Origin of the sequence: Pseudomonas sp. RL_105y_Pfl2_101 (assembly GCF_963970585.1) — a bacterium.
Classification (GTDB): domain Bacteria; phylum Pseudomonadota; class Gammaproteobacteria; order Pseudomonadales; family Pseudomonadaceae; genus Aquipseudomonas.
Genome location: NZ_CAXAPG010000026.1, coordinates 1 through 22,848 on the forward strand (window position 1 = coordinate 1; position 22,848 = coordinate 22,848).

General features: G+C 57.3%; 21 protein-coding genes and 2 pseudogenes. 15 read left to right on the forward strand and 8 right to left on the reverse strand.

Going from position 1 to position 22,848, the window contains the following annotated elements:
- Positions 1-324: 324 nt before the first annotated feature.
- Complete coding sequence (locus AACY31_RS21740) at positions 325-795, reverse strand: hemerythrin domain-containing protein (protein ID WP_339483101.1); 471 nt, start codon at positions 793-795, stop codon at positions 325-327.
- 329 nt (positions 796-1,124) lie between these two features.
- Here AACY31_RS21740 and AACY31_RS21745 point away from each other — a divergent pair.
- The 3 genes and pseudogenes from AACY31_RS21745 to AACY31_RS21755 all read left to right on the forward strand — a co-directional run.
- Positions 1,125-1,280: pseudogene (locus tag AACY31_RS21745) on the forward strand (methyl-accepting chemotaxis protein); the annotation flags it as partial.
- Between the two features lie 5 nt (positions 1,281-1,285).
- On the forward strand, positions 1,286-1,822 hold the full coding sequence (locus AACY31_RS21750; RefSeq protein ID WP_339492995.1) for a dihydrofolate reductase family protein: 537 nt from the start codon (positions 1,286-1,288) through the stop codon (positions 1,820-1,822).
- Positions 1,823-2,045: 223 nt separating this feature from the next.
- Positions 2,046-2,759, forward strand: a complete 714-nt coding sequence (locus tag AACY31_RS21755; RefSeq protein ID WP_339483099.1) for a class I SAM-dependent methyltransferase — start codon at positions 2,046-2,048, stop codon at positions 2,757-2,759.
- A 27-nt stretch (positions 2,760-2,786) separates the two neighbouring features.
- On the opposite strand, the gene AACY31_RS21760 is transcribed toward AACY31_RS21755, so the two are convergent.
- Complete coding sequence (locus tag AACY31_RS21760; RefSeq protein ID WP_339492996.1) at positions 2,787-4,553, reverse strand: S8/S53 family peptidase; 1,767 nt, start codon at positions 4,551-4,553, stop codon at positions 2,787-2,789.
- A 274-nt stretch (positions 4,554-4,827) separates the two neighbouring features.
- Here AACY31_RS21760 and AACY31_RS21765 point away from each other — a divergent pair, with 274 nt between their 5' ends.
- Positions 4,828-5,133, forward strand: a complete 306-nt coding sequence (locus tag AACY31_RS21765; RefSeq protein ID WP_339483096.1) for an NIPSNAP family protein — start codon at positions 4,828-4,830, stop codon at positions 5,131-5,133.
- 79 nt (positions 5,134-5,212) lie between these two features.
- Positions 5,213-5,860, forward strand: a complete 648-nt coding sequence (locus AACY31_RS21770) for a DUF998 domain-containing protein (protein ID WP_339483094.1) — start codon at positions 5,213-5,215, stop codon at positions 5,858-5,860.
- Positions 5,861-5,901: 41 nt separating this feature from the next.
- On the opposite strand, the gene arsH is transcribed toward AACY31_RS21770, so the two are convergent.
- Positions 5,902-6,636, reverse strand: a complete 735-nt coding sequence (gene arsH, locus AACY31_RS21775; protein ID WP_339483093.1) for an arsenical resistance protein ArsH — start codon at positions 6,634-6,636, stop codon at positions 5,902-5,904.
- 206 nt (positions 6,637-6,842) lie between these two features.
- Between arsH and AACY31_RS21780 the strand changes: the two genes are divergently transcribed.
- Positions 6,843-7,559: a class I SAM-dependent methyltransferase gene (locus AACY31_RS21780; RefSeq protein ID WP_339483091.1), complete on the forward strand. Its 717-nt coding sequence runs from the start codon at positions 6,843-6,845 to the stop codon at positions 7,557-7,559.
- A gap of 23 nt (positions 7,560-7,582) precedes the next feature.
- On the opposite strand, the gene AACY31_RS21785 is transcribed toward AACY31_RS21780, so the two are convergent.
- Positions 7,583-7,744 (reverse strand): DUF2986 domain-containing protein, encoded by a 162-nt coding sequence (locus AACY31_RS21785; RefSeq protein ID WP_339483090.1) that lies wholly within the window; start codon positions 7,742-7,744, stop codon positions 7,583-7,585.
- A gap of 35 nt (positions 7,745-7,779) precedes the next feature.
- Positions 7,780-8,718 (reverse strand): hypothetical protein, encoded by a 939-nt coding sequence (locus AACY31_RS21790; RefSeq protein WP_339483088.1) that lies wholly within the window; start codon positions 8,716-8,718, stop codon positions 7,780-7,782.
- 180 nt (positions 8,719-8,898) lie between these two features.
- Between AACY31_RS21790 and AACY31_RS21795 the strand changes: the two are divergent.
- A pseudogene (locus tag AACY31_RS21795) lies at positions 8,899-9,094 on the forward strand (cytochrome B); the annotation flags it as partial.
- A gap of 161 nt (positions 9,095-9,255) precedes the next feature.
- Here the strand turns inward: AACY31_RS21795 and AACY31_RS21800 are convergent.
- Both AACY31_RS21800 and AACY31_RS21805 read right to left on the reverse strand, forming a co-directional pair.
- The gene (locus AACY31_RS21800; RefSeq protein ID WP_339483087.1) at positions 9,256-10,284 is read right to left on the reverse strand and encodes an alpha/beta hydrolase; all 1,029 of its coding nucleotides are present in this window, start codon (positions 10,282-10,284) and stop codon (positions 9,256-9,258) included.
- A 25-nt stretch (positions 10,285-10,309) separates the two neighbouring features.
- On the reverse strand, positions 10,310-10,756 hold the full coding sequence (locus AACY31_RS21805) for a cyclophilin-like fold protein (protein WP_339483085.1): 447 nt from the start codon (positions 10,754-10,756) through the stop codon (positions 10,310-10,312).
- Between the two features lie 125 nt (positions 10,757-10,881).
- Between AACY31_RS21805 and AACY31_RS21810 the strand changes: the two genes are divergently transcribed.
- The 5 genes from AACY31_RS21810 to AACY31_RS21830 all read left to right on the forward strand — a co-directional run bounded on the left by AACY31_RS21810 (position 10,882) and on the right by AACY31_RS21830 (position 17,196).
- Positions 10,882-11,775, forward strand: a complete 894-nt coding sequence (locus tag AACY31_RS21810) for a LysR family transcriptional regulator (RefSeq protein WP_339483083.1) — start codon at positions 10,882-10,884, stop codon at positions 11,773-11,775.
- 294 nt (positions 11,776-12,069) lie between these two features.
- Positions 12,070-12,552 carry a formate dehydrogenase subunit gamma gene (locus tag AACY31_RS21815; protein WP_339483081.1) on the forward strand — a complete coding sequence of 161 codons (483 nt, stop codon included), beginning with the start codon at positions 12,070-12,072 and terminating at the stop codon, positions 12,550-12,552.
- Entirely contained in the window at positions 12,546-14,105 is a 1,560-nt protein-coding gene (locus tag AACY31_RS21820) for a formate dehydrogenase beta subunit (protein ID WP_339483080.1), read from the forward strand. The genes AACY31_RS21815 and AACY31_RS21820 overlap by 7 nt, the downstream gene beginning before the upstream one ends.
- On the forward strand, positions 14,102-16,978 hold the full coding sequence (gene fdhF, locus AACY31_RS21825; protein WP_339483078.1) for a formate dehydrogenase subunit alpha: 2,877 nt from the start codon (positions 14,102-14,104) through the stop codon (positions 16,976-16,978). Before AACY31_RS21820 ends, fdhF begins: the two co-directional genes overlap by 4 nt.
- Positions 16,975-17,196 (forward strand): formate dehydrogenase subunit delta, encoded by a 222-nt coding sequence (locus tag AACY31_RS21830; RefSeq protein ID WP_339483077.1) that lies wholly within the window; start codon positions 16,975-16,977, stop codon positions 17,194-17,196. The genes fdhF and AACY31_RS21830 overlap by 4 nt, the downstream gene beginning before the upstream one ends.
- An 86-nt stretch (positions 17,197-17,282) precedes the next feature.
- Here the strand turns inward: AACY31_RS21830 and AACY31_RS21835 are convergent, their stop codons facing one another.
- Positions 17,283-17,804, reverse strand: a complete 522-nt coding sequence (locus tag AACY31_RS21835) for an AidA/PixA family protein (RefSeq protein WP_339483075.1) — start codon at positions 17,802-17,804, stop codon at positions 17,283-17,285.
- Between the two features lie 632 nt (positions 17,805-18,436).
- Between AACY31_RS21835 and AACY31_RS21840 the strand changes: the two genes are divergently transcribed.
- The 3 genes from AACY31_RS21840 to AACY31_RS21850 all read left to right on the forward strand — a co-directional run bounded on the left by AACY31_RS21840 (position 18,437) and on the right by AACY31_RS21850 (position 22,806).
- The gene (locus tag AACY31_RS21840; RefSeq protein ID WP_339483073.1) at positions 18,437-18,751 is read left to right on the forward strand and encodes an ArsR/SmtB family transcription factor; all 315 of its coding nucleotides are present in this window, start codon (positions 18,437-18,439) and stop codon (positions 18,749-18,751) included.
- Positions 18,752-18,772: 21 nt separating this feature from the next.
- Entirely contained in the window at positions 18,773-19,633 is an 861-nt protein-coding gene (locus tag AACY31_RS21845; protein ID WP_339483072.1) for a DMT family transporter, read from the forward strand.
- A gap of 140 nt (positions 19,634-19,773) precedes the next feature.
- The gene (locus tag AACY31_RS21850; RefSeq protein ID WP_339505065.1) at positions 19,774-22,806 is read left to right on the forward strand and encodes an AMP-binding protein; all 3,033 of its coding nucleotides are present in this window, start codon (positions 19,774-19,776) and stop codon (positions 22,804-22,806) included.
- Positions 22,807-22,848 lie beyond the last annotated feature (42 nt).

Genomic DNA, 22,848 nt, shown 5'->3' on the forward strand with positions numbered 1-22,848 from the left:
CGCCTTGCTGCGCCCGGAAGGGCTGAAAAATGAAGAAAATGGATCAAATTTCGACGCGGGTCGTTTTTTGAAAAGTACTGACGGCTCGATAGCCGGAAAACATCCGGCTATTTCAGACCATCCCTAGAGATTTGTAATCGAAATAATATGATTAGCCACAACGCTTATTCCACGTCTGGCGAATGTGTGGGTGTATTGCTCATGACTTATCTCATTTGTAGCTATATATAAGTAATCCTACAGGCTAAATGTATTATCGGGTGTCAGCGCAATAAAATTGTGAGGTCAAGTGTTAAGTGGTAGCCTGCTTTTTAAGCAAGATACTTAAAGTTTCGATTGGTGCCACTGACGCTTTATTTCCTGCCACTGGATGTCTGACAACCACTTGTCCGCCACGGGAAAGAAAATATTTTCCTCAGTATCCATATGGTCGTAGTATTTCTTGATGAAGTCATCGATAGTGTCGGCGATTACTCTTGCCTCCTGAGTTGACGCCTCCAACGTCTTGAGCTGTCCAGCAATTCGCTCAAATGCTTGATGATCTCGTTCGATATCCTCGACCCGTTGGTGGATCGGTGCATCAGTTGCTAGCAAGGCCCGCCGAATAAGCTCTTCATTTTCATGGTGGTGCCGCTCTGCATCACCATGCAAGGCTTCCAACTGCTTGAACAACGGCTTGCAGTCATCGGCACCCGCAGATCCATGCCTTATCCTCCCCAGTAATTCTTTGATCTGAGTAATTTGGATAGCCACCTCATGATGATAGGAGTGCAGTTCTTTCAATAAGACGTTCATATTAAATCCTCATTGCTACACCAAATCATCACAGATTTAATTTTATTAACCACCAATTTCCAAGGATGGCCGCGCGTACCAGTGCGCGTTTAATCTGTTCATTATAGTCTGGTGCAAAACTATCACCCCCAAAAAAAATTGCCAGCCTTGGAAGATTTTGAAATATCAACTTGATGTTTATATGCGCTGCAAGAAAAAGCAGACTCACCAAGATCGCTTGCTGACTGACCTTGAACAGCTGCTGCCCTGAGCACAATTGGAGGTGCAAGTGGCTTCGTTCTATAGCGACATTATAGGCGCGCGTTGCGCCCTGCAATTGGGTTGCCTAGCAGACCAACTTGCTGGAGCTCAACGCCGCCAAGGAAGCGGCCTGGGCGGGGGAGCAGGGGCGAAGGTTTGCCGTGGGCACCGACGGAGCTCGCTCCCAGACGCAACGTACACGGTCTTGGACCGAGCAGATCCACGGGATCATTTCTTCGTTGCATGCTCAGTGCCCACCGCCCACGTCTTCATCGCCACCAGCCTGGATGGCTTCATCACTCGGCCCGACGGTGACATCGACTGGCTTCTACAACGCGACGACCCGTCCGAAGACCACGGCTATTCAGCCTTCATCGCCGACAAGGACGTGATCGTGATGGGGCGCGGGAGCTATGAAAAGGTGCGGACCTTCGACACCTGGTTCTACGACCGTCCCGTGGTGGTGCTGTCCGAACAGTTGGCCGATTCGCCGGTGCCCGAGGCGTTGAAGGGCAAGCTACGTTTCTCCAATCTGGCCCCCAAGGATTTGATGGTGGAGTTGGAGAGCCACGGCATGCAGCGCGTTTATGTGGATGGCGGGCGGGTGGTGCAGTCGTTCCTGCGCGAGGGGTTGGTGACCGATATGGTGATCACCACCGTTCCTGTGTTGATCGGCTCGGGGCGGCCGTTGTTTGGCGGGCTTGAGCGGGATGTGGATTTGAAACTGGTCTCCAGCCACTGCTTTCCTTCGGGGCTGGTGCAGTCCACCTACCGATTGGTTCCATGATTGGCCGACTCAGGGCAGGGCAGTGGTTTGGACGCCTCATGGCAACAACGTCGCACCTGTGACAGGAACAATGCCTGTACCCAGTGGCGCTAAGCTCGATTGTCTACCTGAGGCCGGGTAGCCCTGGGGCACAACCGGTGGGGCTTGACAGCCCTGGGATACTGAAAGCGTAGCCGCATCCATTGCGGCACATCCCGTCACGACGCAAAGGAAGGTGCTCTCCATGCGCAATGAAGAACTCAAGGCCTTATTCGACCAGCAGGCCGCCAGCTACGATAAGCAATGGGCGGGAATGGCGCCCATCCGTGACGCCCTGTACACCCTGCTCGACGCCGTGTTCGCTGACTTACCGGAAAATGCCCGGGTACTCTGTGTCGGCGTAGGCACCGGGGCGGAACTGGCTCACTTGGCCAAGCATTACCCCGGCTGGCATTTCACTGCCGTTGACCCCTCGGGCGCCATGCTCGATATCTGTCGGCAGAAAGCGATGAAAGAAGGCTTCCTCTCGCGTTGCAGCTTTCATCAGGGTTACCTTCACGCGCTTCCAACCGAGCCTGACCACGACGGTGCTACCTGCTTTCTGGTGTCTCAGTTTTTGCTCGAGCCACCAGCCCGTATAGCATTCTTCCACGAGATCGCCCGCCGGCTTAAGCCGGGCGCAATACTGGCAAACGCCGACTTAGCCGCTGACATCGAATCACCTGCCTATGAGGCGCTACTGCGCAACTGGATGACGCTGATGTCTTCTGCAGGCGTAGAGCCGGATATGCTGGTCAGAGCTCGTGCCGCCTACGCCCGAGACGTGGCTATCCTGCCGGCACAGCAGGTCGCCGGTTTCATCGAGACCGCAGGGTTCGAGGCTCCGGTACAGTTCTTCCAGGCCGGGCTGATGCATGGGTGGTTTTGCCCGCGTAAGCCAGACATCGTCTTGAGTTAGACATGACTTTGACTTTGACTTTGACTTTCAACGCACACGGTCGCGGCTTTGCGCGGCCAGGTCCAGGGCTTTTTGCATGTCCAGCCGCGCCGAGCGACCGACGTCTTTGTCGTTGAGTTGGTAGCGACGCTCCGACGGCAGGATGGGGGCGGTGAGGTCTTCGGCGTCCATCCGTTCGAAGTCGTGGTTGTCGCCGATGGTCATGGCGCTGCGGCGTAGCAGCATGCGCAGTTGCTCGGGTTGCAGTTGCGGGTTGATGGACAGCATCGCCGCCAGCAGTCCCGCGACCATGGGGGTGGCGTAGGACGTGCCGCAATGCACTGCGCCTTGCTGGCCGGCGTTGGTCGTCGAGGCATGGGCGCAAGCGGCGGCGGTGATGTCGACGCGCATGTCGATGTTCGAGGAGCTGCGCTTGACCGCATAGGCCGGGTCGTCAACGGCGACACCGGTATGCTTGCTGCGCTGGTGCCCGCCGACCACCAGCAACTGCTCGGTGATGAAGGAGGAGGGCAGGCGGTATTCATCGCTACCCGAGAACGAAGCGCCATTGCCGGCGGAGTTCACCACGATCACGTCGGGATGTTCCTTGCGCAGCCAGAGGAAGAACTCCTCCAGCAACTCCTCGTACCCGCCCATGGCGATGCCCGAGCGCAGCAGCGAATCGACGTCATCGCCTTTGACGTCTTTTGCACCGACGCGGTGGATGCCCCAGCTCCAGTTGAGCACGCGCACACCGTCCTCCACCAGGTTGACGGAGGCGGCGATGTTGGCGGTGATCCCGGCATCGGAATTACGTTCGACGATGACTTCGAAACCGCCGCTGGTCTTGTCCAGTCCGCGGAGAAAGCCGGTGTTGCCGCTGTCGTCCCAACGCGCGGCGAGAATGCCGGCGACGGTTGAGCCGTGGTTGTCCGGCTTGTCTGCATCGCGGGCGTAGACACAGGTGCGCGGCGGTGAGCAGGCGCCGAGGTAGTCTGCGAAATCCGTCGTGTCGAAATCCACATCACGCTCGATCAGGCCGATGCGCACTGGTTTCGGCTGGATGGGCGGCTGTCGTCCGGGGATGCGTCGTTGGTAATAATTCACCGCGTCGAGAAAGCGATTCGCGGCCCACTCATCGGAGTCCAGGGCTGGCTTCTTCGGTTCTTCAGGATGGGTTGCGGCTTGCTCGGTTTCTTCGGCCGAGGACTCTTCGATGACCACGGCGTCCACGCTGGTCTCGCTGCCCAGACGCAGCACCAGGGCATCACGCTGAACCAAGTCTTTGGCCGGCAGGCGAAGTTGGTACAGGTTCAGCGGCGCGATGCTGCCGACCACCGTTGCCCCGTACTTGCGGGCCAGGCGCTCGGCTTCCTGGCGGCCATCACGGTCTTCCTCGATCAGCACGCTGACCAGGTCGACGTAGGTGGTCAGGCCATCCATGTTCTTCGCCACTTCGTCCGCTCCGGCGGCCAGTACGTGACTGTTGCGCAAGGTCAGCCAGGCGGCATTACTGGCACGCTGACCGTCCTGCAGCCAGAGCGGGCCGCTCTGGTAGTCGGCGCTGTCCAGGCGTAAGCGAAGGTTTTCCTCTTCGCGCTGGATCGCGTCCGCGGGTATCACCTTTGCCCCCAGCTTCAGTTGTGGCGTTCCATCGCCCAACCCCCGCGCCGTCAGACACCAGTGCTGGTGCTGGCTATCCAGCAGGTCGCCACAGCGTTTCAGGCTTTCCAGGCGCAGTGGTTCCGGTGCAGCGGTTGCCGGGCCGGCAGCCAAGGTGAACAAGGTCGCGAGGGCAGTGGATCGTAGGAGCATGGGGCAGGTTTCTTTGCCGAAGTCTTGTTGCTCCGACCGTTATGTCGCTCGCTTCGTTCAGCGGGATAACGCTACCTAGCGATGACGCCTCGTCGTTCAGAAGCTATCGAGGCGCACTTCAACACCTGCTTGCACCGTATTGCCTGTGATGATTGACCGCTGGCGTCAGCCACTGCGATGAGCAACGAAGTTGTTCGGCGAATGGCAATCATCGACGACATGCCTCGTATCCTGTGTAGAATCCGTTTTTTCCAGTTTTCAAAGGATTGAACCCATGATTACTTGCCATGTCAGGTATGTCATTGATCCCTATCAGGTTCCAGCTTTCGAGCGCTACTCCCGTCAATGGATTGAAGGGGTGACCCGAATGGGTGGCGTCCATCATGGCTACTTTCTCCCCGCCGAAGGCGCCAACAACATCGCATACTGTCTGTTCAGCTTTTCCAGCCTGGCCGACTACGAAAACTATCGAAGGAAAGCCGAACAGGATCCGGAGTGCATTGAATGGGTGACCCAGGCGACGGAACAACGATTCATTCTGAGTTATGAGCGTAGTTTCCTGCGCCCTGTCCTTGATTGAGCGGGTGGATGCATTGAATCAATGCCAGATTTCAAATCAGCGCGCAAACCGACATCACAACGACACGGAGTGTCACACCATGAAAACCATTGATCGTGTTTTGCTGGGCTCTGGAATACTGATTCCTTTCTGGCTGCTTTTGGGTGTTGCACTGACTGCGCGGGCCTACCCGGGCTACAGTCATCTGGATCAGGCCATGAGCCAACTAGGCGCCGTGGGAGCGCCGACCCACAGCTTCTCTGCTTGGGTGAACAATTTTGCGCTGGGTGTGCTGTTCGTGCTTTTCGCAGTAGGCGTGGCGAGACGGTTCAAGGCATCGCGGATGGCCTTGTTTAGCGCGGCACTGATTCTCATCCATGGCCTGGCAAGTTTTACGGCCGGCTATTTTTCCTGCGATCAAGGCTGTGCGCCGGTTCAACCGTCGGTCTCGCAACAGAGCCACAATCTTGCGGGGCTGGTGATGTTCATCTCGCTCACTCTGGCGGGAGTGTTGTGGACGTTCCTTGGCAAGCCGCTGCTTTCATCTTCCAGGTTCGCAATGTTCTCGGCGATCTGCGTCGTCCTGGCCATCGTGACGGTTGTGCTGATGGCGACGGCATTGGCCGACGGTCATTTGTTCGGGCTGTACCAGCGAATCAATTACGGGGTTTCGGTGGTCTGGATTGGGTCATTGGCCGTAGCTGCCCTTCAGAATGAGGCCGATGTGAAGGCAGCTTACGTCCGTTAAAGTCCTACATCACACCGAAGAACCTATCACGCTCGCAGCGCCTAGATGGACCTCTGGTTAACGCGTTTGGAGAGCGCTTCGGCGCTTTCCTTGCGCTCGGAGTAGCGATCTACTAAATAGGCTTCTCTACCGCGCATCAGCAAGGTGAACTTCATCAGTTCCTCCATGACGTCGACGACCCGGTCGTAATAGGACGATGGCTTCATACGCCCGGCTTCGTCGAACTCAAGAAAGGCTTTGGGGATGGAGGATTGATTGGGGATCGTGACCATGCGCATCCAGCGACCCAGTACGCGAAGTTGGTTCACGGTGTTGAAGGATTGCGATCCGCCGCATACCTGCATCACTGCCAATGTCTTGCCTTGGGAAGGACGGACCGCGCCCAGTGCGAGGGGGATCCAGTCGATCTGTGCCTTGAACACCGCCGACATCGAGCCGTGGCGTTCAGGCGAGCACCAGACCTGGCCTTCCGACCACATCACCAAGTCGCGCAGTTCTTGCACCTTGGGGTGGTCGACGGGCGCATCGTCCGGCAGTGGCAGCCCGGACGGATCGAAGATAGCGGTTTCGGCGCCCATGAGCGCCAACAGGCGCGCCGCTTCGCGGGTCAGCAACTGACTGAAAGAGCGCTCGCGGGTTGATCCGTACAGTAAAAGTATGCGCGGCTTGTGCTGTGGCTCTGCGCTCTTTTCGAGCTTTTCCGGTGTCGGTACGTCGAAGAGTGACAGGTCAAGATTGGGGAATTCATGCGGGGTTTCGCTGGAGAACTCAGTCATTACGCAGCTCCGATCCGGTCCGGAATATATGGAAAAAAGTATATTCGTATTTCCATATATTTATCGCAAGCCGCAATTGGCTAACCGCGCAAAATTCTGCCGATGGAAACTGATATTCCTTTTGGGAATGCCGTGCATAAAATTAATGAATTTTTATTATCCCTAAGGGAGGCGTAGCTTGATTCCAGGACACGGAGAACTGCGCATTGAAATCATCCTCGTTTAATTCAGCGGAAAAATTTGATACTTCACGGGCCAACGAGTACGGCCGACAGAGCCGCATCGCGCTCGCTGGGTACGACGCCTGCCAGGACCTGGCGGCGTGCATGCTGGCGGCGACCCTTGGGACCGTGGGGGCGGCGAAAATACTGGTGGTGGGCGCCGGCGGTACGGCGCAAGAGATCATTGCAATGGCCAAGCTGGAGCCGGGTTGGCGCTTCACTGCCGTCGATCCGTCCGGGCCAATGCTGGAGGCCGCGAAGCAGCAATTAGCCGCAAACAACTTGCTCGAAAGAACCGCCATGCATCTTGGGCATGTTGAAGACCTGGTCGCCAACGGGTCGTACGATGCTGCCACCTTGATCGGTGTACTCCATCATCTCGATGGGGATGAAGCCAAGTTGAAAATATTACGGTCCATCCAGGCACATCTAAAGCCGGGAGCGCCGCTGATTGTCGCCGGGAACCAATATGCGTATGCCAGCCAGCCGCTACTCCTCGCGGCCTGGGGGCAACGGTGGCGACAGCATGGTGCCAGCCCGGAAGAAGTGACGGTCAAGCTTGGAAAAATTCTTCAAGGCGCCGACCCTCCACATTCCGAGGCGGCGGTTCAAAAGCTGCTGAATGATGCAGGATTCGGCAGTGCTACCCGGTTCTTCAGCAGTCTTTTCTGGAGCGCCTGGTTAACGTGCAAAACGACCTGAGGATGGAACTTCAGCGACGTGGATCAGCTTTCCGGCGGCGTGATGGGGGCGTCACCGGCTTCAGCCGCCAGCTTCAGTCGGTCGGCTTTGCTGATGTATTGAGTCTTGTTTTTGGGGGCCAGCTTGGCACTGGCTTTTTTGGCGTTAGCCTTCAATAACTGGTTTATTTTCTTGCGGCGATTCATATTGTTCTGCTCAGCGTGTCAATGTTCGGATGGTATCAGCTTTCCGTTTTTTCAGGATCTTTCCTGACTTTGGCAATGGGCCTCACACGGCGCTCGATAATGATTGAGTCATTTGGGATCTCCAATCGGATCGCCGTTTCCTCGGTGCGCATTTCAATGAGCGTCGAATTGCCAACACCTCGGAAAATCACCGTCGCATTGTCAAAGCTTTTGTAGTTTTCCAGCGCTGAATCCTTGGGGGCTGGCAACAGGTTGGCGTAAGGCGGTTTCACGAGAATCGTTGCCCGTTCTATGCGTATTTGCGCGAAGCTCATGGCCACTTGCAGCAAGTCCGAGGTCACGCCCCCCATGAGAAGGGGCGTCAGCAGGATGACGCCAGCGATCACCGCCCTGGTTCTCTTCAAGCGTTTCATTTCGGCGTGAGGATTCTGCTCAGGATGCTCGAAATCGACGACTTCAGGTGCCGATGGCTGCGCTGCTTTTATCTTCTTGTTCTGCTCCAGATAGGCGGAGTAAATGATGTACTGAGCAATGGGCAGCAGGATGAGCAGAATGTGTTCCAAGGGGCTTTTGCGGGTTAGGACGTAAATGGTTACTGCCCCGCATAATCCAAAAAATACCAAGAAGAACGTTATTTTTGGTCGCTTGAATTCCAGTACGGGTTTGTCACCGGTGACTTTTCCATGTAACCAGGCGAAGCCTCTAAGCACCGGAATGAAGAGTGGGGAAAGCAATACCCCGGCTGCGGTGACGGAGACTGAAAAATAAACACAAACCAAGCCAAAGCAAAATGCCGCGACCAGAAATAACAGACTGTCTCCGATGGATACGCCCTGTGGGTAGTGACCGTTGCTCAACAGGTAGCTGACGATGCACGTACCACCAATCAGTAATCCGATTTTTGCCGACAGGGAGAGTAGTTTTGTCGCGATATCAATCTGCTTTTCGAGTCCCGCAGTTGCTTCTGCCATCATTGGCTCCTCCTTGATATTACGCAGCAGATGGTCGTTTCCCGGACGCATCTATCCGTAGTTAGCATAGCGATGCTTTCGTTTTTCGTGGCGTGTGAGTGCCCGGAGGGTAGGGACGAGGCTGGCGAATGAGTCGGCACTGCGTCAAACTTTCACGAGGCGCGTTATGACCCACGACATTGCCGTAAACCGTTATGGGAAACTGTCAATGAGCCTGCGGCCCTGTATGACCTGATGATCGCGACACCGGTGCTGGCCTGGTTGATGCTGGAGCGGCTACAGGCTGATCGGCCTGCGGGTGGCGGCGGGTCTGTTCCATCATTACTGGGTGGGTGGTAATACCTTGGCGCGGATGCAGCCGGGGCGAAGCCGCTCTTGACTACTCGGCTGACGGCGATGAGTGCCGCGCTCGAAACGCCTGTCTGACGCAGCCCAATTGCGCCGGTTTGTCAGGTATGTTTGCTCGCACGAACATAACTGACAAATTGGCGTTCCTGTTTCTGTGTTCCCCGCAACTCTTTGAGGAACCTAGTCTCTTTGTCACTTCAGATTGCTCTGGAAGAAGCTCGTCAGCTTATCGAACGGAATGAGGTTGACCCGATCATAAAGATCGACATGGCCAGCCCCCGGTATGATGACAAGTTCCTTGGGTTGACCGGCGAGCTTGTAAGCTTCCTCGCTGAACTCCCTGGAGTGCGCATCGGCGCCAGCAATGAATAACATCGGATGAGGCGAAATGGTCTCGATGTCATTGAGCGGGTAGAAATTCATGAACTTGATGTTGCTTGTCAGCGTCGGGTGCGTGGTCAGGTCTTTGGACGAGCTGGATGGCGTGAACTCACCGCGCGGGGTGCGGTAGAAGTCATAGAACTCACGTTGGATAGGATGAGTGTTTTCATCCAACCGATGCACCGTACCGCTGGTGTAAAGCGTTTCACCGCCCGCGAACTCCACATTACGCTGTTGTGTGGCCTGCGCGATGATAGCCCGGCGCTGTTCAAGCGTTTGGGAGTGCTTCAATCCGTTGCGATTGACGGCTCCCATGTCATACATGCTCACCGTTGCGACGGCTTTGATGCGTGGGTCAATCTTGGCTGCACTGATCACGAAGCTGCCACTGCCGCAGATGCCGATTGCACCAATGCGCTCTTTATCGACCAAAGGCTGGGCGCTGAGAAAGTCTACTGCGGCGCTGAAGTCCTCGGCATAGATATCCGGCGAAACCGCATTGCGCGGCTGCCCCTCGCTTTTGCCCCAGAATGACAAGTCCAGGGAAAGGGTCACGAAGCCTCTTTCTGCCATTTTCGTGGCATAGAGGTTGGCGCTCTGTTCCTTGACCGCGCCCATCGGGTGGCCTACGACAATCGCCGGATTTCTGGCCTTGCCATTGAGTTTCTTCGGAATGAACAGGCTGCCGGCTACGTTCATTTGATACTGGTTCTTGAAGTTGACCTTCTGTACGGTCACGTCGCCGCTGGTATAGAAGTTATCTGCGCCGTTGGACATATCGGCTCCTATTGCTGAGAGCGAACTGATAAGAAGGGTTAATAAAACGATGATCTTTTTCATTGGGGATCCTGTCGATGCGGAGTCATCAGTTTTTGGAAAACGTCACTTGCACACCCCGCCGACCCAGCGCTTGAGCCAGTTTCGCGGTGTCATCCACTTGCCCCAGACGGGTGTAGGCGTAGGCAGAGTTGAAGTTCGTGTAAAAGACGACCAAGGTGTCCGGGCCGTACAGCATCAGGTCGCCATTGCGGATCGTTCCCGGCGGGTTTGCTTCAGTAGGTAGCGCTTGGGGAAGGGGGGCGTATTTCTCGTTATGGTTGAGATCGTTCATCTCCAACGTCAGCGGCAAGAGCGTGACAAACGCGCGGGTAGCCGCGTTGTCGGCCAGGGTGATGGCGAAGCGTTGTTCGCCGACGGTCATCCACATCGCGGTTTTCTCCGTTTTCGAAGATGCCGATGCGGCACCATTCATCGTTGCGTAGCTGCCAAGCACGAGCATCACCGCCAGCAAACCAAGCCGGGCCGATTTCATCGCCGTTGCGCATTTATTCCTGTTCATGGCGTTGATGGTGACTTGGGAACGGTTATGTGACTAGCTAATGAATGCTTAACAAGGCTATAAGCAAGGCTAATTAATTGGCTTAGATGTGTTTCACCATGATCAAAAGAAATCTCAATGACCTGTTGTCTTTCGTCACGGTTGCGCGCGAAGGCAGCTTCACGCGCGCCGCCGGGGCATTGGGTGTCACACAACCTGCACTGAGCCAGGCAATCAACGGCCTGGAAGCACGCTTGCAGATCCGGTTATTGACGCGGACCACTCGCAGCGTTTCGCCGACCATCGCTGGCGAGCGGCTGCTGCAAGCGATAGGCAATCGCTTCGATGAAATACAAGCAGAGCTGGATAGGCTGACGGAAATGCGCGACAAGCCCGCAGGCACCGTACGCATCACCTGCGGTGATCATGTCTTGCGCACGACCTTGCTACCCAAACTTACCGGGCTGCTGCACGACTACCCGGATATAAACGTTGAATTTGACGTGTGTTACGGATTTCGAGACATCGTGGCGGATCGGTTTGATGCTGGTGTGCGCTTGGGGGACACCATCGACAAAGACATGGTTGCCGTTCCGATAGGCCCTCCATTGCGGATGGCTGTCGTCGCTACGCCAGCGTACTTCGCTGCTCACGCCATTCCCAAGGCCCCCCGCGATCTGATGAGCCATCGCTGTATCAACCAGCGCATGCAAACATCAGGCGGGCTCTATGTCTGGGACTTTGAGCGGCGAGGCAAACAGGTAAACGTGCGAGTTGACGGCCCGCTCATTTTCAACACCTCGACTCATATCGTGCAGGCGGCAGTGGCCGGGCTGGGCGTTGCCTACCTACCAGAAGAAGAGTTTGAACCGTACCTGCAAGAAGGCCGGCTGGTGCGAGTGCTGGAAGATTGGTGTCCGCCGTTTTCAGGCTACTATCTGTACTACCCCAGCCGACGACAGTCTTCACCTGCATTTACATTGGTTGCCAATGCATTGCGCAAAGCCATCTAAGAAAGGCGATTGACAGTTCAGTGGGTGAACCAGGACTTTGCGCATCGTCCACCGGGCCAAGTGATCAAGTAGTCGCTTTCAGAACACGTTTCGTCGTCCATGTGCAATCGCCAACCCCCGGGAGTGGCAAGCTGTGAGGATGCCCCGGACCAAGTGCGCCAAAAGACACTGGCCGGAGAGCGAGAATGGCGATCGGATGTGCCACGCTACCGTGACGTGGGCCGCACGCCCCAGCCAAGACTCCGGACGGCTGCCGCTATGCGGCGGTGTCGTTCGAGATGCCGAGGTACGTTTATGCCCGATGAGACGCTTCACCTGCCGTTGATCCACAGCGTGCTTGCGCGCGAAAAGGACACCCCCGGTGCCCTGTTGCCTATTCTGCATGCCATCCAGGCAGGCTGCGGGTATGTCCCCGACAGCGCCGTCCCGGAGATCGCCCACGCCCTCAACCTCAGCCAGGCTGAAGTGCGCGGGGTCATCAGTTTCTACCACGATTTCCGTACCACGCCGCCAGCGCGCCATACCCTGCGTCTGTGCCGGGCGGAGTCCTGCAAGAGCATGGGCGCCGATACCCTGGCTGCGCAGTTGCGCGAGCAATTGGCGCTGGACGATCACGGCACCAGTGCCGATGGCAGCATCAGCCTGCGGCCGGTCTATTGCCTGGGGGCCTGTGTTTGCTCGCCGGCCCTGGAACTGGACGGGGAGCTGCATGCGCGGATCACGCCCGAGCGTCTGCGTCAGTTGGTCAATGACTGTATGGAGGAGGGCGCATGCTGACGCTCTGTATCCCCCAGGATTCGGTAGCCCGTGCCGTGGGCGCGGACAAGGTGGCCGATGCGTTGGCCCGTGAGGCTGAGCGTCGACAACTGCCGTTGACGGTGTTGCGCACCAGTTCCCGTGGCCTCTATTGGTTGGAGCCGCTGGTGGAGCTTGAAAGCGCCGGCGTCCGGCTGGGCTTTGGCCCTGTCACACCGGCCGATGTGCCGAGCCTGCTGGATGCGCTGGCAGGCGATCCCGGCAGCCATCCACTGGCCCTGGGGCCGGTGGAGGAGATTCCCTATCTCAAGAGCCAGCAGCGCCTGCTGTTCGCGCGTGCCGGCATCACGCAACCGCTGTCCCTGGATGACTACCGTGCCCAGGGTGGCTTCCTGGGCCTGGCCCGGTCCATCCAAATGGAGGGCACGGACGTGGTCGCCAGCGTGCTGGATTCCGGCTTGCGTGGTCGGGGCGGTGCGGCGTTCCCCGCGGGCATCAAGTGGCGCACCGTGCGTGATGCCGCGGGGGCGCAGAAGTATGTGGTGTGTAACGCCGATGAAGGCGACTCCGGCACCTTCGCCGACCGCATGCTGATGGAAGGTGACCCCTTCCTGCTAATCGAAGGCATGATCATTGCCGGCATCGCCGTAGGCGCGACGATGGGCTACATCTACGTGCGTTCGGAGTACCCGGCCGCCGTCAGTACGCTGAACGAAGCGCTGCGCATTGCTCGTGACGCCGGTTATCTGGGCGCGAACGTGAGCGGTAGCGATTGCGCCTTCGACATCGAGGTTCGTGTCGGGGGCGGCGCTTATATCTGTGGCGAAGAAACCGCATTGCTGGAATCCCTCGAGGGCAAGCGCGGCACGGTTCGCGCCAAACCGCCACTGCCAGCGATTCAAGGCCTGTTCGGGCTGCCTACCCTGGTGCACAACGTGGTGACCCTGGCCTCGGTGCCGATCATCCTGGAGAAGGGCGCGCAGTTCTATCGCGACTTCGGCATGGGCCGCTCCCTGGGCACGATGCCGTTCCAACTGGCCGGCAATGTCCGTCAGGGTGGCTTGGTGGAGCGGGCCTTCGGCCTGAGCCTGCGCGAACTGGTGGAAGGCTATGGCGGCGGTACAGCCAGCGGTCGGCCGCTGAAGGCCGCGCAAGTGGGCGGGCCGCTGGGTGCCTGGGTGCCGCCTTCGCAATTCGATGCGCCGCTGGACTACGAAGCGTTCGCCGCCATGGGCGCGATGCTCGGCCACGGTGGCGTGGTGGTTGCCGACGACAGCCTGGACATGGCCCAAATGGCCCGGTTCGCCTTGCAGTTCTGTGCCGAGGAATCCTGCGGCAAGTGCACGCCGTGCCGGATCGGCTCCACCCGCGGGGTTGAAGTGGTGGATCGCTTGATCGCCAGCACCGAAGCCGGTGCTCGCCAGGAACAGGTCCTGCTGCTGCAGGATCTGTGCGACACCCTGCAATACGGTTCGCTCTGTGCCCTCGGTGGGATGACGTCCTACCCTGTCGCCAGCGCCCTCAAGCATTTCCCCGCCGACTTCGGTCTGGCGACCACGGAGGCCGACCAATGATCAACATCTTCGACCCCAGCAGCGATATCGACCTGGGCACCCCGGCGCGCGAAAGCGACGTGCAGATCAGTCTGACTATCGACGGGCGCGAAATCAGCGTCCCCTCTGGCACCTCGGTCATGCGTGCCGCGGCCTTGCTCGGCACCACCATTCCCAAGCTCTGCGCCACCGACAGCCTGGAAGCCTTCGGCTCCTGCCGCATGTGCCTGGTGGAGATCGATGGCATGCGCGGTTATCCGGCGTCCTGCACCACGCCGGTAACCGAAGGCATGGTGGTTCGCACGCAAACCTCCAAGCTTGGCACGCTGCGCCGCAACGTAATGGAGCTGTACATTTCCGACCACCCGCTGGACTGCCTGACCTGCTCGGCCAATGGCAACTGCGAATTGCAGACTGTGGCGGGGCAGGTGGGCCTGCGCGAAGTGCGCTACGGCTACGAAGGCGCCAACCACCTGGCCGAGGCCAAGGACGTTTCCAACCCGTATTTCGATTACGACCCGAGCAAGTGCATCGTCTGCAATCGCTGCGTGCGTGCTTGCGAGGAAATCCAGGGCACCTTCGCCCTGACCATCACCGGCCGCGGCTTCGATTCCCGGGTGGAAGCGGCCGGCGGTGACAACTTCCTCGATTCCGAGTGCGTGTCCTGCGGCGCCTGCGTGCAGGCGTGCCCGACAGCGACCCTGATCGACAAAAGCGTCGTGGAGATCGGCCAGCCGGAGCGAAGCGTCATTACCACGTGCGCCTACTGCGGTGTGGGTTGCTCGTTCCGCGCCGAGATGAAAGGCGAACAACTGGTGCGCATGGTCCCGGACAAGAACGGCCAGGCCAACCACGGCCACTCCTGCGTCAAGGGCCGCTTCGCCTGGGGCTACGCCACGCACCCGGACCGCATCACCAAGCCGATGATCCGCAAGCACATCAACGACCCGTGGCAGGAAGTCAGTTGGGATGAGGCGGTCACTTACGCCGCCAGCGAATTGCGCCGCATCCAGCTCAAGTACGGGCGTGACTCCATTGGCGGCATCACCTCCAGTCGCTGCACCAACGAAGAAACCTACCTGGTGCAGAAACTGGTGCGCACCGCGTTCGGCAACAACAACGTCGACACCTGTGCCCGTGTTTGCCATTCACCTACCGGTTACGGCCTCAAGCAGACCTTGGGCGAGTCCGCCGGCACTCAGAATTTCGACTCGGTGATGAAGGCCGACGTCATCCTGGTGATGGGCGCCAACCCCACTGACGCGCACCCGGTGTTCGGTTCCCAGCTCAAGCGCCGCTTGCGCCAGGGTGCACGGCTGATTGTCATCGACCCGCGGCGCATCGACCTGGTGGATTCGCCTCACGCCCGTGCCGAGCTGCACTTGCAGCTGCGTCCGGGCACCAACGTGGCAATGCTCAACGCGTTGGGCCATGTGATTGCCACCGAAGGCTTGATTGACCAGCCTTTTGTCGAGGCACGCTGCGAGGCGGCGGACTTCGCTCGCTGGCGCGATTTCGTCAGCCTGCCGGAAAATTCCCCCGAGGCCCTGGGCCCAGTGTGTGGCGTGCCTGCCGAGCAGATCCGCGCCGCCGCACGGCTCTACGCCACCGGAGGCAACGCGGCCATCTACTACGGCCTCGGTGTCACCGAGCACAGCCAAGGCAGTACCTCGGTCATGGGCATCGCCAACCTGGCCATGGCGACCGGCAACATCGGTCGCGAAGGTGTCGGGGTGAACCCGCTGCGAGGACAGAACAACGTTCAGGGTTCCTGCGACATGGGCTCATTCCCCCACGAGTTGCCGGGCTATCGGCACATTTCCAACGAGGTGGTACGTGCCGAGTTCGAGCAGGCTTGGAACGTCACCCTGCAACCCGACCCGGGCCTGCGTATTCCCAACATGTTCGAGGCGGCCCTGGACGGCACCTTCAAGGCGCTTTATTGCCAAGGCGAGGACATCGCCCAAAGCGACCCCAACACCCAGCATGTGACGGCCGCGCTGTCTGCTTTGGAATGCGTGATCGTCCAGGACATCTTCCTCAACGAGACGGCCAAGTTCGCCCATGTGTTCCTGCCGGGCAGCTCGTTCCTTGAGAAGGACGGCACCTTCACCAACGCCGAACGCCGCATCTCCCGCGTTCGCAAGGTGATGGACCCGTTGGCCGGCAAGGCCGATTGGGAAGCCACCATCGCCCTGGCTGACGCCCTGGGCTACAAGATGCATTACAACCATCCTTCGCAAATCATGGATGAAATCGCGCGTCTGACGCCGACTTTCACCCGCGTCAGCTACGCCGAACTGGATCGTCACGGCAGCCTGCAATGGCCTTGCAACGATGAAGCACCGGACGGTACCCCGACCATGCACATCGACCAATTCGTGCGCGGCAAGGGACGCTTCATGCTCACCGGCTACGTGCCCACCGAGGAAAAGGTCAACAGCCGCTATCCACTGCTGCTGACCACCGGGCGCATCCTCAGCCAGTACAACGTCGGCGCTCAGACTCGGCGTACCGACAACGTGGCCTGGCACGAGGAGGACCGCCTGGAAATCCATCCGACCGATGCCGAGAACCGTGGGATTGTCGACGAAGATTGGGTGGGTATCGGCAGTCGTGCCGGGCAGACGGTGCTGCGCGCGAAGGTGACCGAGCGGGTGGCACCGGGCGTGGTCTACACCACGTTCCACTTCCCTGAATCGGGTGCCAACGTGATCACCACCGACAACTCCGACTGGGCCACCAACTGCCCGGAATACAAGGTGACGGCGGTCGAGATCGTGCGGGTCAGCCAGCCTTCGGAATGGCAGAAGCGGTATCAGGCCTTCAGTGATGAACAGGGACGCTTGCTGAGGGAACGTCGTCATGCCGAGAAAGCCGAGGTGCGTCGATGAGCTCTGACAGCTTGATCAAGATGGCCAACCAGATCGCTCAGTATTTCGCCAGCGAGCCGGATCACACATTGGCGGTGAATGGTGTTCGCCAGCACATCAAGAGCTTTTGGACGCCGGCCATGTGCCGCGATTTGGCAGCCTGGCAAACGAAACACCCTGATGCTGTCCTGCACCCGTTGGTGTTGGCGGCGTTAACGGAGTTCAAAGAAACGGCTTAGCGGATGTCCTGCTGAACCTGCACACAGCCCCGGCCGGCGCCCTCGTCAACGACGAAGGGAGCCGACCGGGGTTGTGTGCATTTCAGTTATTGGTTATTGACGGTGATGTAGGGGTCCCACGTGTGGGTCTGGCCAATCTGGTTCAGGTCACGGTCCAGCAAAACGAAGGTGATGGTGTACCAGAGTTTCCCCGGATTCTCAGCCGTCGATTGCCACATGGTATAGATCACATCCGTTTTGGAAATGCCGCCGGGGGCAGCCTTGTTCAGATAGGGCACCACACCAGGGATGTTGAAAGAGTTCGGCTTCGACATGGTGCCCTTGTAGTCACCGCCCTGGTGAGGGTCGCCGCTCTCGACATCCTTGATCAAGGCGATGCGATCGAAGTTGCGCGACAGTGTGGTGGCGCGCCAGCGGATGTTGTCGCCGGGCTGTACGTCGAACCACAACTCGTTGCCGCCTTCGCCGGTGTTGCCGCTGGCATGGCTGTCGACGGCATCGCGGGTCACCAGCATGGAAATCGCACCGCCTACGTCGTTGGGGTGGGCGAGCAGGTAATCGGCGTCAACGTTGACGAGCACATCAATGGTTTGGGTCGATCCAGACATGTTGTTGCTCCTTGAGGGTAATGACGTTGGCGACCGCCCTGGTAAAGGGTGTCCGGCCACCCGGTCCCTGGGTGCGGTCTAGGGAGGAACGATAGGTGATGGCTTTGTAGTGTCAAATTTCGAATTCTTGACGCTGGCGAAACGAAGTGCAGCGCAGCACAACCAAGGCTTTGATTTACCTTTGTCGTGGCCGATCTCTTAATGGGCTTTTGGATGTTTTCTGAGGATATCAGTGGGTAAAGGCGCACAATCATTATCGGTGATTACTTCTGATCCTACGGAACACGGGAGGAGTTACCGACCGCGGTTCCGTTGCGGGGCTGTTCCGCCGTCCAGTGCGGCAATGAAGTGATGCATCAGGGGGCGCTGTACATCTTCTCGATGGATCGGCGCTCAAGGGGCCATAGCAGCAAACCATTCAACGTGTCCAGCAGCGCTTTGCCAGTTGGTACGCTCGAAGACGCTACAAGCTGTCCCGGTGTGCAGAGTGTTAACGCAAGTCATCACTGGCTGGGCGATATAACAACGGTCGTAGGTACTAGCGGAAATTTTCAAATTAAAGTTATAAGATGACCTTGAACGATTCGCATCGATCAAAAAAACGCATTGACATTTAGCTATATGAGGCTAGGATGAATCCACACGATAAATACATAGAGCAATCCAAAGCGTTTGCGGGTGAACCTCGAATCCTAATCCTTCAATGGCTTAAGGAGCCCCGTGCGCACTTCTCTCATCAAGTTACGGGTGATCCCGCGGCGATCGGTGTGTGCGTAACATTGATCACTGAAAAACTCGGTATGAGCCAGCCAACGGTGAGTCGGCACTTGGATCTATTGAGGCAAGCAGGGTTTTTGCGTGTGAACAAAATTGGCAAATGGGCATTTTATTCAAGAGACGAAACTGCAATCGATGAATACAAGGCGTGGCTGACACAGCAAGTCTGATGGAAATGGAGTTTGTTTAGTATGGATAGCGGCGTTTTTGGCGGACTTATGGTCATGTTGTGCTGGGGGGTTTCAGACTTTATTCAAAGTCTGATGATTCGTCAGTTAGGTACCGCAAAAACAATGCTGGTTCGCAATATATTTACCTTTGTGGTGGCCTCCCTCTTGGGGGCATATTTGATCATTTCACACCAGCTCAGGTTCGACGCCAACGCCGTGTTGATCATCACCTGCAGCTCTGCCGCCTATGTATCCGGCTATTATTTCTACATGCGAGGGTGTGAAGTCGGAAACTTGTCCTTGGTTTCTCCGATTGCTTCTACCTATAGCTTGGTTACTATCTTTTTCTCCATCATTTTCCTACAAGAAAGGTTAGCCCCGGCTGCCTGGATTGCCGTGTCCATTATTTTTATTGGCATTGTCATGACATCCGGCAATATCTTCCGGTCACTGCGTGGCGGCTCGCAAGGATTCCTCCAGGCCATCTTGGCCATGGCCGGCTTTGGCGTGGCCTTTTTTATCCTTGGTTTTTCCGCAAAGACACTTGATGTCACGAATGCTTTCTTTTATTCGGCATTAACTCAGGCTGTTCTTTTTGCTTCATTGGCACTGATCAGGAACGGCAAGCTGGAAAAAGGAGACGTGACTCGGCGTCGCGGGTGGATTTTCTTTGCGCACTCTTTATTGGTCAATGCAGGCTGGGTGTTTTATATATTCGCCTCCAAGATGGGGGATCTGTCGTTAGTGACGCCTATCAGCTCGGTGTACTCCGGTGTTACTGTGTTGTTAGCTATCGCGATCTACAGAGAGATAACGACGGTGGTGCAGAAGGTTGGAATAGGTACCGTTCTGGTTGGTGTCTTTTTACTAAGTTACAAATAATCGAAACTTATCCTGTTGCCACTACTCGCTTTAAAGAATGACTAATATTGCTGTGCTGAATGCATCGGCTGGTCATTTGGTACTGCATGCATAACCCATTTAAGTTCTATGTACCGATTGCGGTAGAAGGAGTTCTTGGAATGATGCAGCTGTCAATACACCCCATCAATTACTCATCCGTTCCACTGGACCTTGTTGCTAGAATCGATACATGGGCGAATCAGTACCCCGAGAGAATAGCAATAATGTCTCGAGGACAGCCGATTGCCTACGCTGAACTTTCAAGCCGAAGAAAGGCGCTCGCCAAGCACCTTGTCTGCGAAGGCTTTGGATTGGGGAGCAAGATTGGGATCTACTTGCCCAGGGAACCTGATCTGATCGTCGCGCTGACAGCGGTCCTGTCGATAGGGGCAATCTTTGTTCCGCTCCCCCCGGATTCGCCGTTACAGCGTAATGAGCTTATCGCCACGCTCGCCAACCTCGATGTCGTGATTAAATCTCAATCGGTTGATCTTTCACGATGGCCGGTGGGCGCTTTTTTAGATATTGAGGACGTCGATTGGAGCGATTCGACGCTGCCCTTTGACCCCGTGGTCGATGATGCTTCGCTTGCCTATATGTTGTTCACGTCAGGCTCAACGGGTCTCCCAAAGGGCGTGATGGTCCGTCGGCAAAATCTTGCCTATTTTTTATCTGCGATGAATGAGGTGATCAATTTTTCGGCATGGGGCGCGCTGGTTTCCACGACGACCTACGGCTTTGATATTTCCATCCTGGAGTTTTTTCTGCCCTTGGCTCAAGGTGGAACGCTGTACTTGGCCAGTGAGCAACAGGCCAGGGATGGACAGGCGATCGCGACATTACTTGATCAATGCGACCGTGCGCTGCTTCAAGCCACCCCAGCCACCTGGAGACTGCTGATAGCAGCAGGGTGGCCCCGCACCTGCGCCGTCGGAGCGCTGTGTGGCGGTGAAACATTGCCCGTCGAGCTGGGTAAGAAAATCTTTCAGTCGGCGCGGGCGGCATGGAACCTTTATGGGCCGACAGAAACAACGATTTGGTCTTTCTGTCACAGATTACAGGCCGACGATTTTACCGGCTCTGCCACAAGTATTCCCATAGGCCAGCCATTGCCTGGCACTCACTTTCGATTGTGTCCGTCAGATGACCCCTTAGAGTCCGAATTGGTGATTGAGGGGCCTGGGGTCAGTGCCGGTTATTTCAATCGGGACGATCTGACGGCGGAAAAATTTCAGACAACTGAAGCAAAGAGCGGCACTTCAGTGGCTTACTACACCGGCGATCGGGTTCGCCGGCAGCCCGATAACTCCCTGGTTTTCATCGGACGTAAAGACCGACAACTGAAGTTGAACGGTTACCGTATCGAGCCGGGCGAGGTCGAGGCCGCCCTTGATAAGTCCGGCCTCGTCAGTCAATCGGTCGTCACCCTGGTGGAGCACGCTCATGATGACCACAGGCTGGCCGCCTATGTCGTGCTGGATGGCAGTGTGTTGGGGCAGCAACGCGATGCGGATGCCGGGGTCTGGCTTGACGTGTGGGAGGCGGCTTATCTGTCGGCGCAGAAAAATGAGATCGCCAGTGCCGAAAGTGGTTACACCTCAAGTTTTTCCGGCGAGTTGATCCCGGACAGCGATCTGCGTGAATGGGTGCAGGCGACAGCTTCTCGTGTTCTGGCTTTCTCAGACCAATCAGTACTGGATGTAGGCTGCGGTATCGGGATGACTGGAGCCGCACTGCTGGAAAGAGGCGTCCGGCGTTATGTGGGCTGCGATGCTTCTGAAGCGGCGATTGAGTCCGCGCGACGACGGCTGGAGGCGGGCGGTAGCAATGCAGCCGCATTCGTGCTGGTTAAAATGGCGGCCCATGAGCTTGATGCGCTGGGTGAGGCACCTTTCGACGTGGTACTTCTGAACTCCGTCATTCAGTACTTCCCAGGCATTGATTACCTTGTCGATGTACTTCAGAAAGCATCCGCGTTGTGCAAAGACGGCGGCGTGATTGTGATCGGTGATGTGCCCTACGAATCCCTGAAACACGTCTTGTCCGCTGCCGCGAGTCGTACCCGCAAAAAGTTACAGCGTGCACTCCCGATGATCGGAGAAGGGGAGTTGTGGCTCGATCCTTTGCAAATCAAGCAAGTGGCCTACACGCTTGAGCGAATCGTCAACGTAGAGACCGAGTTGCGAGCAGGACAAGGTAGCGATGAAATGACTCGTTATCGTTACGACGTCATCATAAGGCTCGACACGGATGAGCGAACGATCTTAAAACCGGTGACACGCTACTCGTATCAACATGAGCGTCTGCACGAGCAAGACCTGAGTCAATGGTTGGCATCCGCCCCTTCGGCGTTTGTGCTGACAGGTGTTCCAAACGCTAGAATCAGCCTGGACCTCCAGCTTTCCAGAAGCGCTCCCTCAAACATCCCAGACGAAGCTTGCGACCCTGAATACATTCGCTGCTGGGCCGCCGACCGCCATCGTCAAGCCAGGGTGCGCTGGAACGAGAGTCTCCCCGCGGGAACGATGGACGTATTCGTGGGGCCGCATAACAGCCTGGATCCCACGTTTGAGCCTCGCCCTAGCGTGGGTGGCGAGCGGGCTGAGCAAGCCTTTGTCAGGGAAGTCGATGACCTTGCTAGCCGGCAAGATGTCATCGAGAAACTCAAAGATTCCCTCCGAACCCATCTTCCCTCGTACATGATTCCCGCCCATTTTGTTTTCCTGGAGCACTTTCCGCTCACGTTCAACGGAAAGCTGGATGTCGCAGCACTCGAGCGGTTAGCACCTCAGGTCCAACCCAGGCCATCGCACGCAGACGATCCATCGTTGTCGGTAAAACAACGCCTGACGCGAGTATGGTCCGACATCCTGATGACCCCTTCGGTACATCCCATGCGGAGTTTTTTTGCCCAGGGAGGCTCCTCTCTGCTCATCGTAAACCTGACCAGGACGTTGAACGATGCCTTTGGCTTGAAGCTTCAGGTCACTGAGCTTTTTGAAGACAACTGCATCGATGCCCAAACGCGTTTGATTAGCCGAAAACTGGGATTGGATGACGCCTCGTCCTCGAAGTTGACCCCTTCTTCCAGTACGAGCCGCAGGAACGCAGCCATTAAATCAGCGGCTCGTAAACGCCAGAAGCAGCTATAGGCGCCGCGTGGCTAAGTCACCATCAATTTGGGAGAGAACAGG

What these genes read in the sequence shown, in the direction of transcription:
- AACY31_RS21740 (WP_339483101.1), bottom strand. Translation starts at nt 795, where the DNA reads ATGAACGTCTTATTGAAAGAACTGCACTCCTATCATCATGAGGTGGCT.
- AACY31_RS21755 (WP_339483099.1), top strand. Translation starts at nt 2,046, where the DNA reads ATGCGCAATGAAGAACTCAAGGCCTTATTCGACCAGCAGGCCGCCAGC.
- AACY31_RS21760 (WP_339492996.1), bottom strand. Translation starts at nt 4,553, where the DNA reads ATGCTCCTACGATCCACTGCCCTCGCGACCTTGTTCACCTTGGCTGCC.
- AACY31_RS21765 (WP_339483096.1), top strand. Translation starts at nt 4,828, where the DNA reads ATGATTACTTGCCATGTCAGGTATGTCATTGATCCCTATCAGGTTCCA.
- AACY31_RS21770 (WP_339483094.1), top strand. Translation starts at nt 5,213, where the DNA reads ATGAAAACCATTGATCGTGTTTTGCTGGGCTCTGGAATACTGATTCCT.
- arsH (WP_339483093.1), bottom strand. Translation starts at nt 6,636, where the DNA reads ATGACTGAGTTCTCCAGCGAAACCCCGCATGAATTCCCCAATCTTGAC.
- AACY31_RS21785 (WP_339483090.1), bottom strand. Translation starts at nt 7,744, where the DNA reads ATGAATCGCCGCAAGAAAATAAACCAGTTATTGAAGGCTAACGCCAAA.
- AACY31_RS21790 (WP_339483088.1), bottom strand. Translation starts at nt 8,718, where the DNA reads ATGATGGCAGAAGCAACTGCGGGACTCGAAAAGCAGATTGATATCGCG.
- AACY31_RS21800 (WP_339483087.1), bottom strand. Translation starts at nt 10,284, where the DNA reads ATGAAAAAGATCATCGTTTTATTAACCCTTCTTATCAGTTCGCTCTCA.
- AACY31_RS21805 (WP_339483085.1), bottom strand. Translation starts at nt 10,756, where the DNA reads ATGAAATCGGCCCGGCTTGGTTTGCTGGCGGTGATGCTCGTGCTTGGC.
- AACY31_RS21810 (WP_339483083.1), top strand. Translation starts at nt 10,882, where the DNA reads ATGATCAAAAGAAATCTCAATGACCTGTTGTCTTTCGTCACGGTTGCG.
- AACY31_RS21815 (WP_339483081.1), top strand. Translation starts at nt 12,070, where the DNA reads ATGCCCGATGAGACGCTTCACCTGCCGTTGATCCACAGCGTGCTTGCG.
- AACY31_RS21820 (WP_339483080.1), top strand. Translation starts at nt 12,546, where the DNA reads ATGCTGACGCTCTGTATCCCCCAGGATTCGGTAGCCCGTGCCGTGGGC.
- fdhF (WP_339483078.1), top strand. Translation starts at nt 14,102, where the DNA reads ATGATCAACATCTTCGACCCCAGCAGCGATATCGACCTGGGCACCCCG.
- AACY31_RS21830 (WP_339483077.1), top strand. Translation starts at nt 16,975, where the DNA reads ATGAGCTCTGACAGCTTGATCAAGATGGCCAACCAGATCGCTCAGTAT.
- AACY31_RS21835 (WP_339483075.1), bottom strand. Translation starts at nt 17,804, where the DNA reads ATGTCTGGATCGACCCAAACCATTGATGTGCTCGTCAACGTTGACGCC.
- AACY31_RS21840 (WP_339483073.1), top strand. Translation starts at nt 18,437, where the DNA reads ATGAATCCACACGATAAATACATAGAGCAATCCAAAGCGTTTGCGGGT.
- AACY31_RS21845 (WP_339483072.1), top strand. Translation starts at nt 18,773, where the DNA reads ATGGATAGCGGCGTTTTTGGCGGACTTATGGTCATGTTGTGCTGGGGG.
- AACY31_RS21850 (WP_339505065.1), top strand. Translation starts at nt 19,774, where the DNA reads ATGATGCAGCTGTCAATACACCCCATCAATTACTCATCCGTTCCACTG.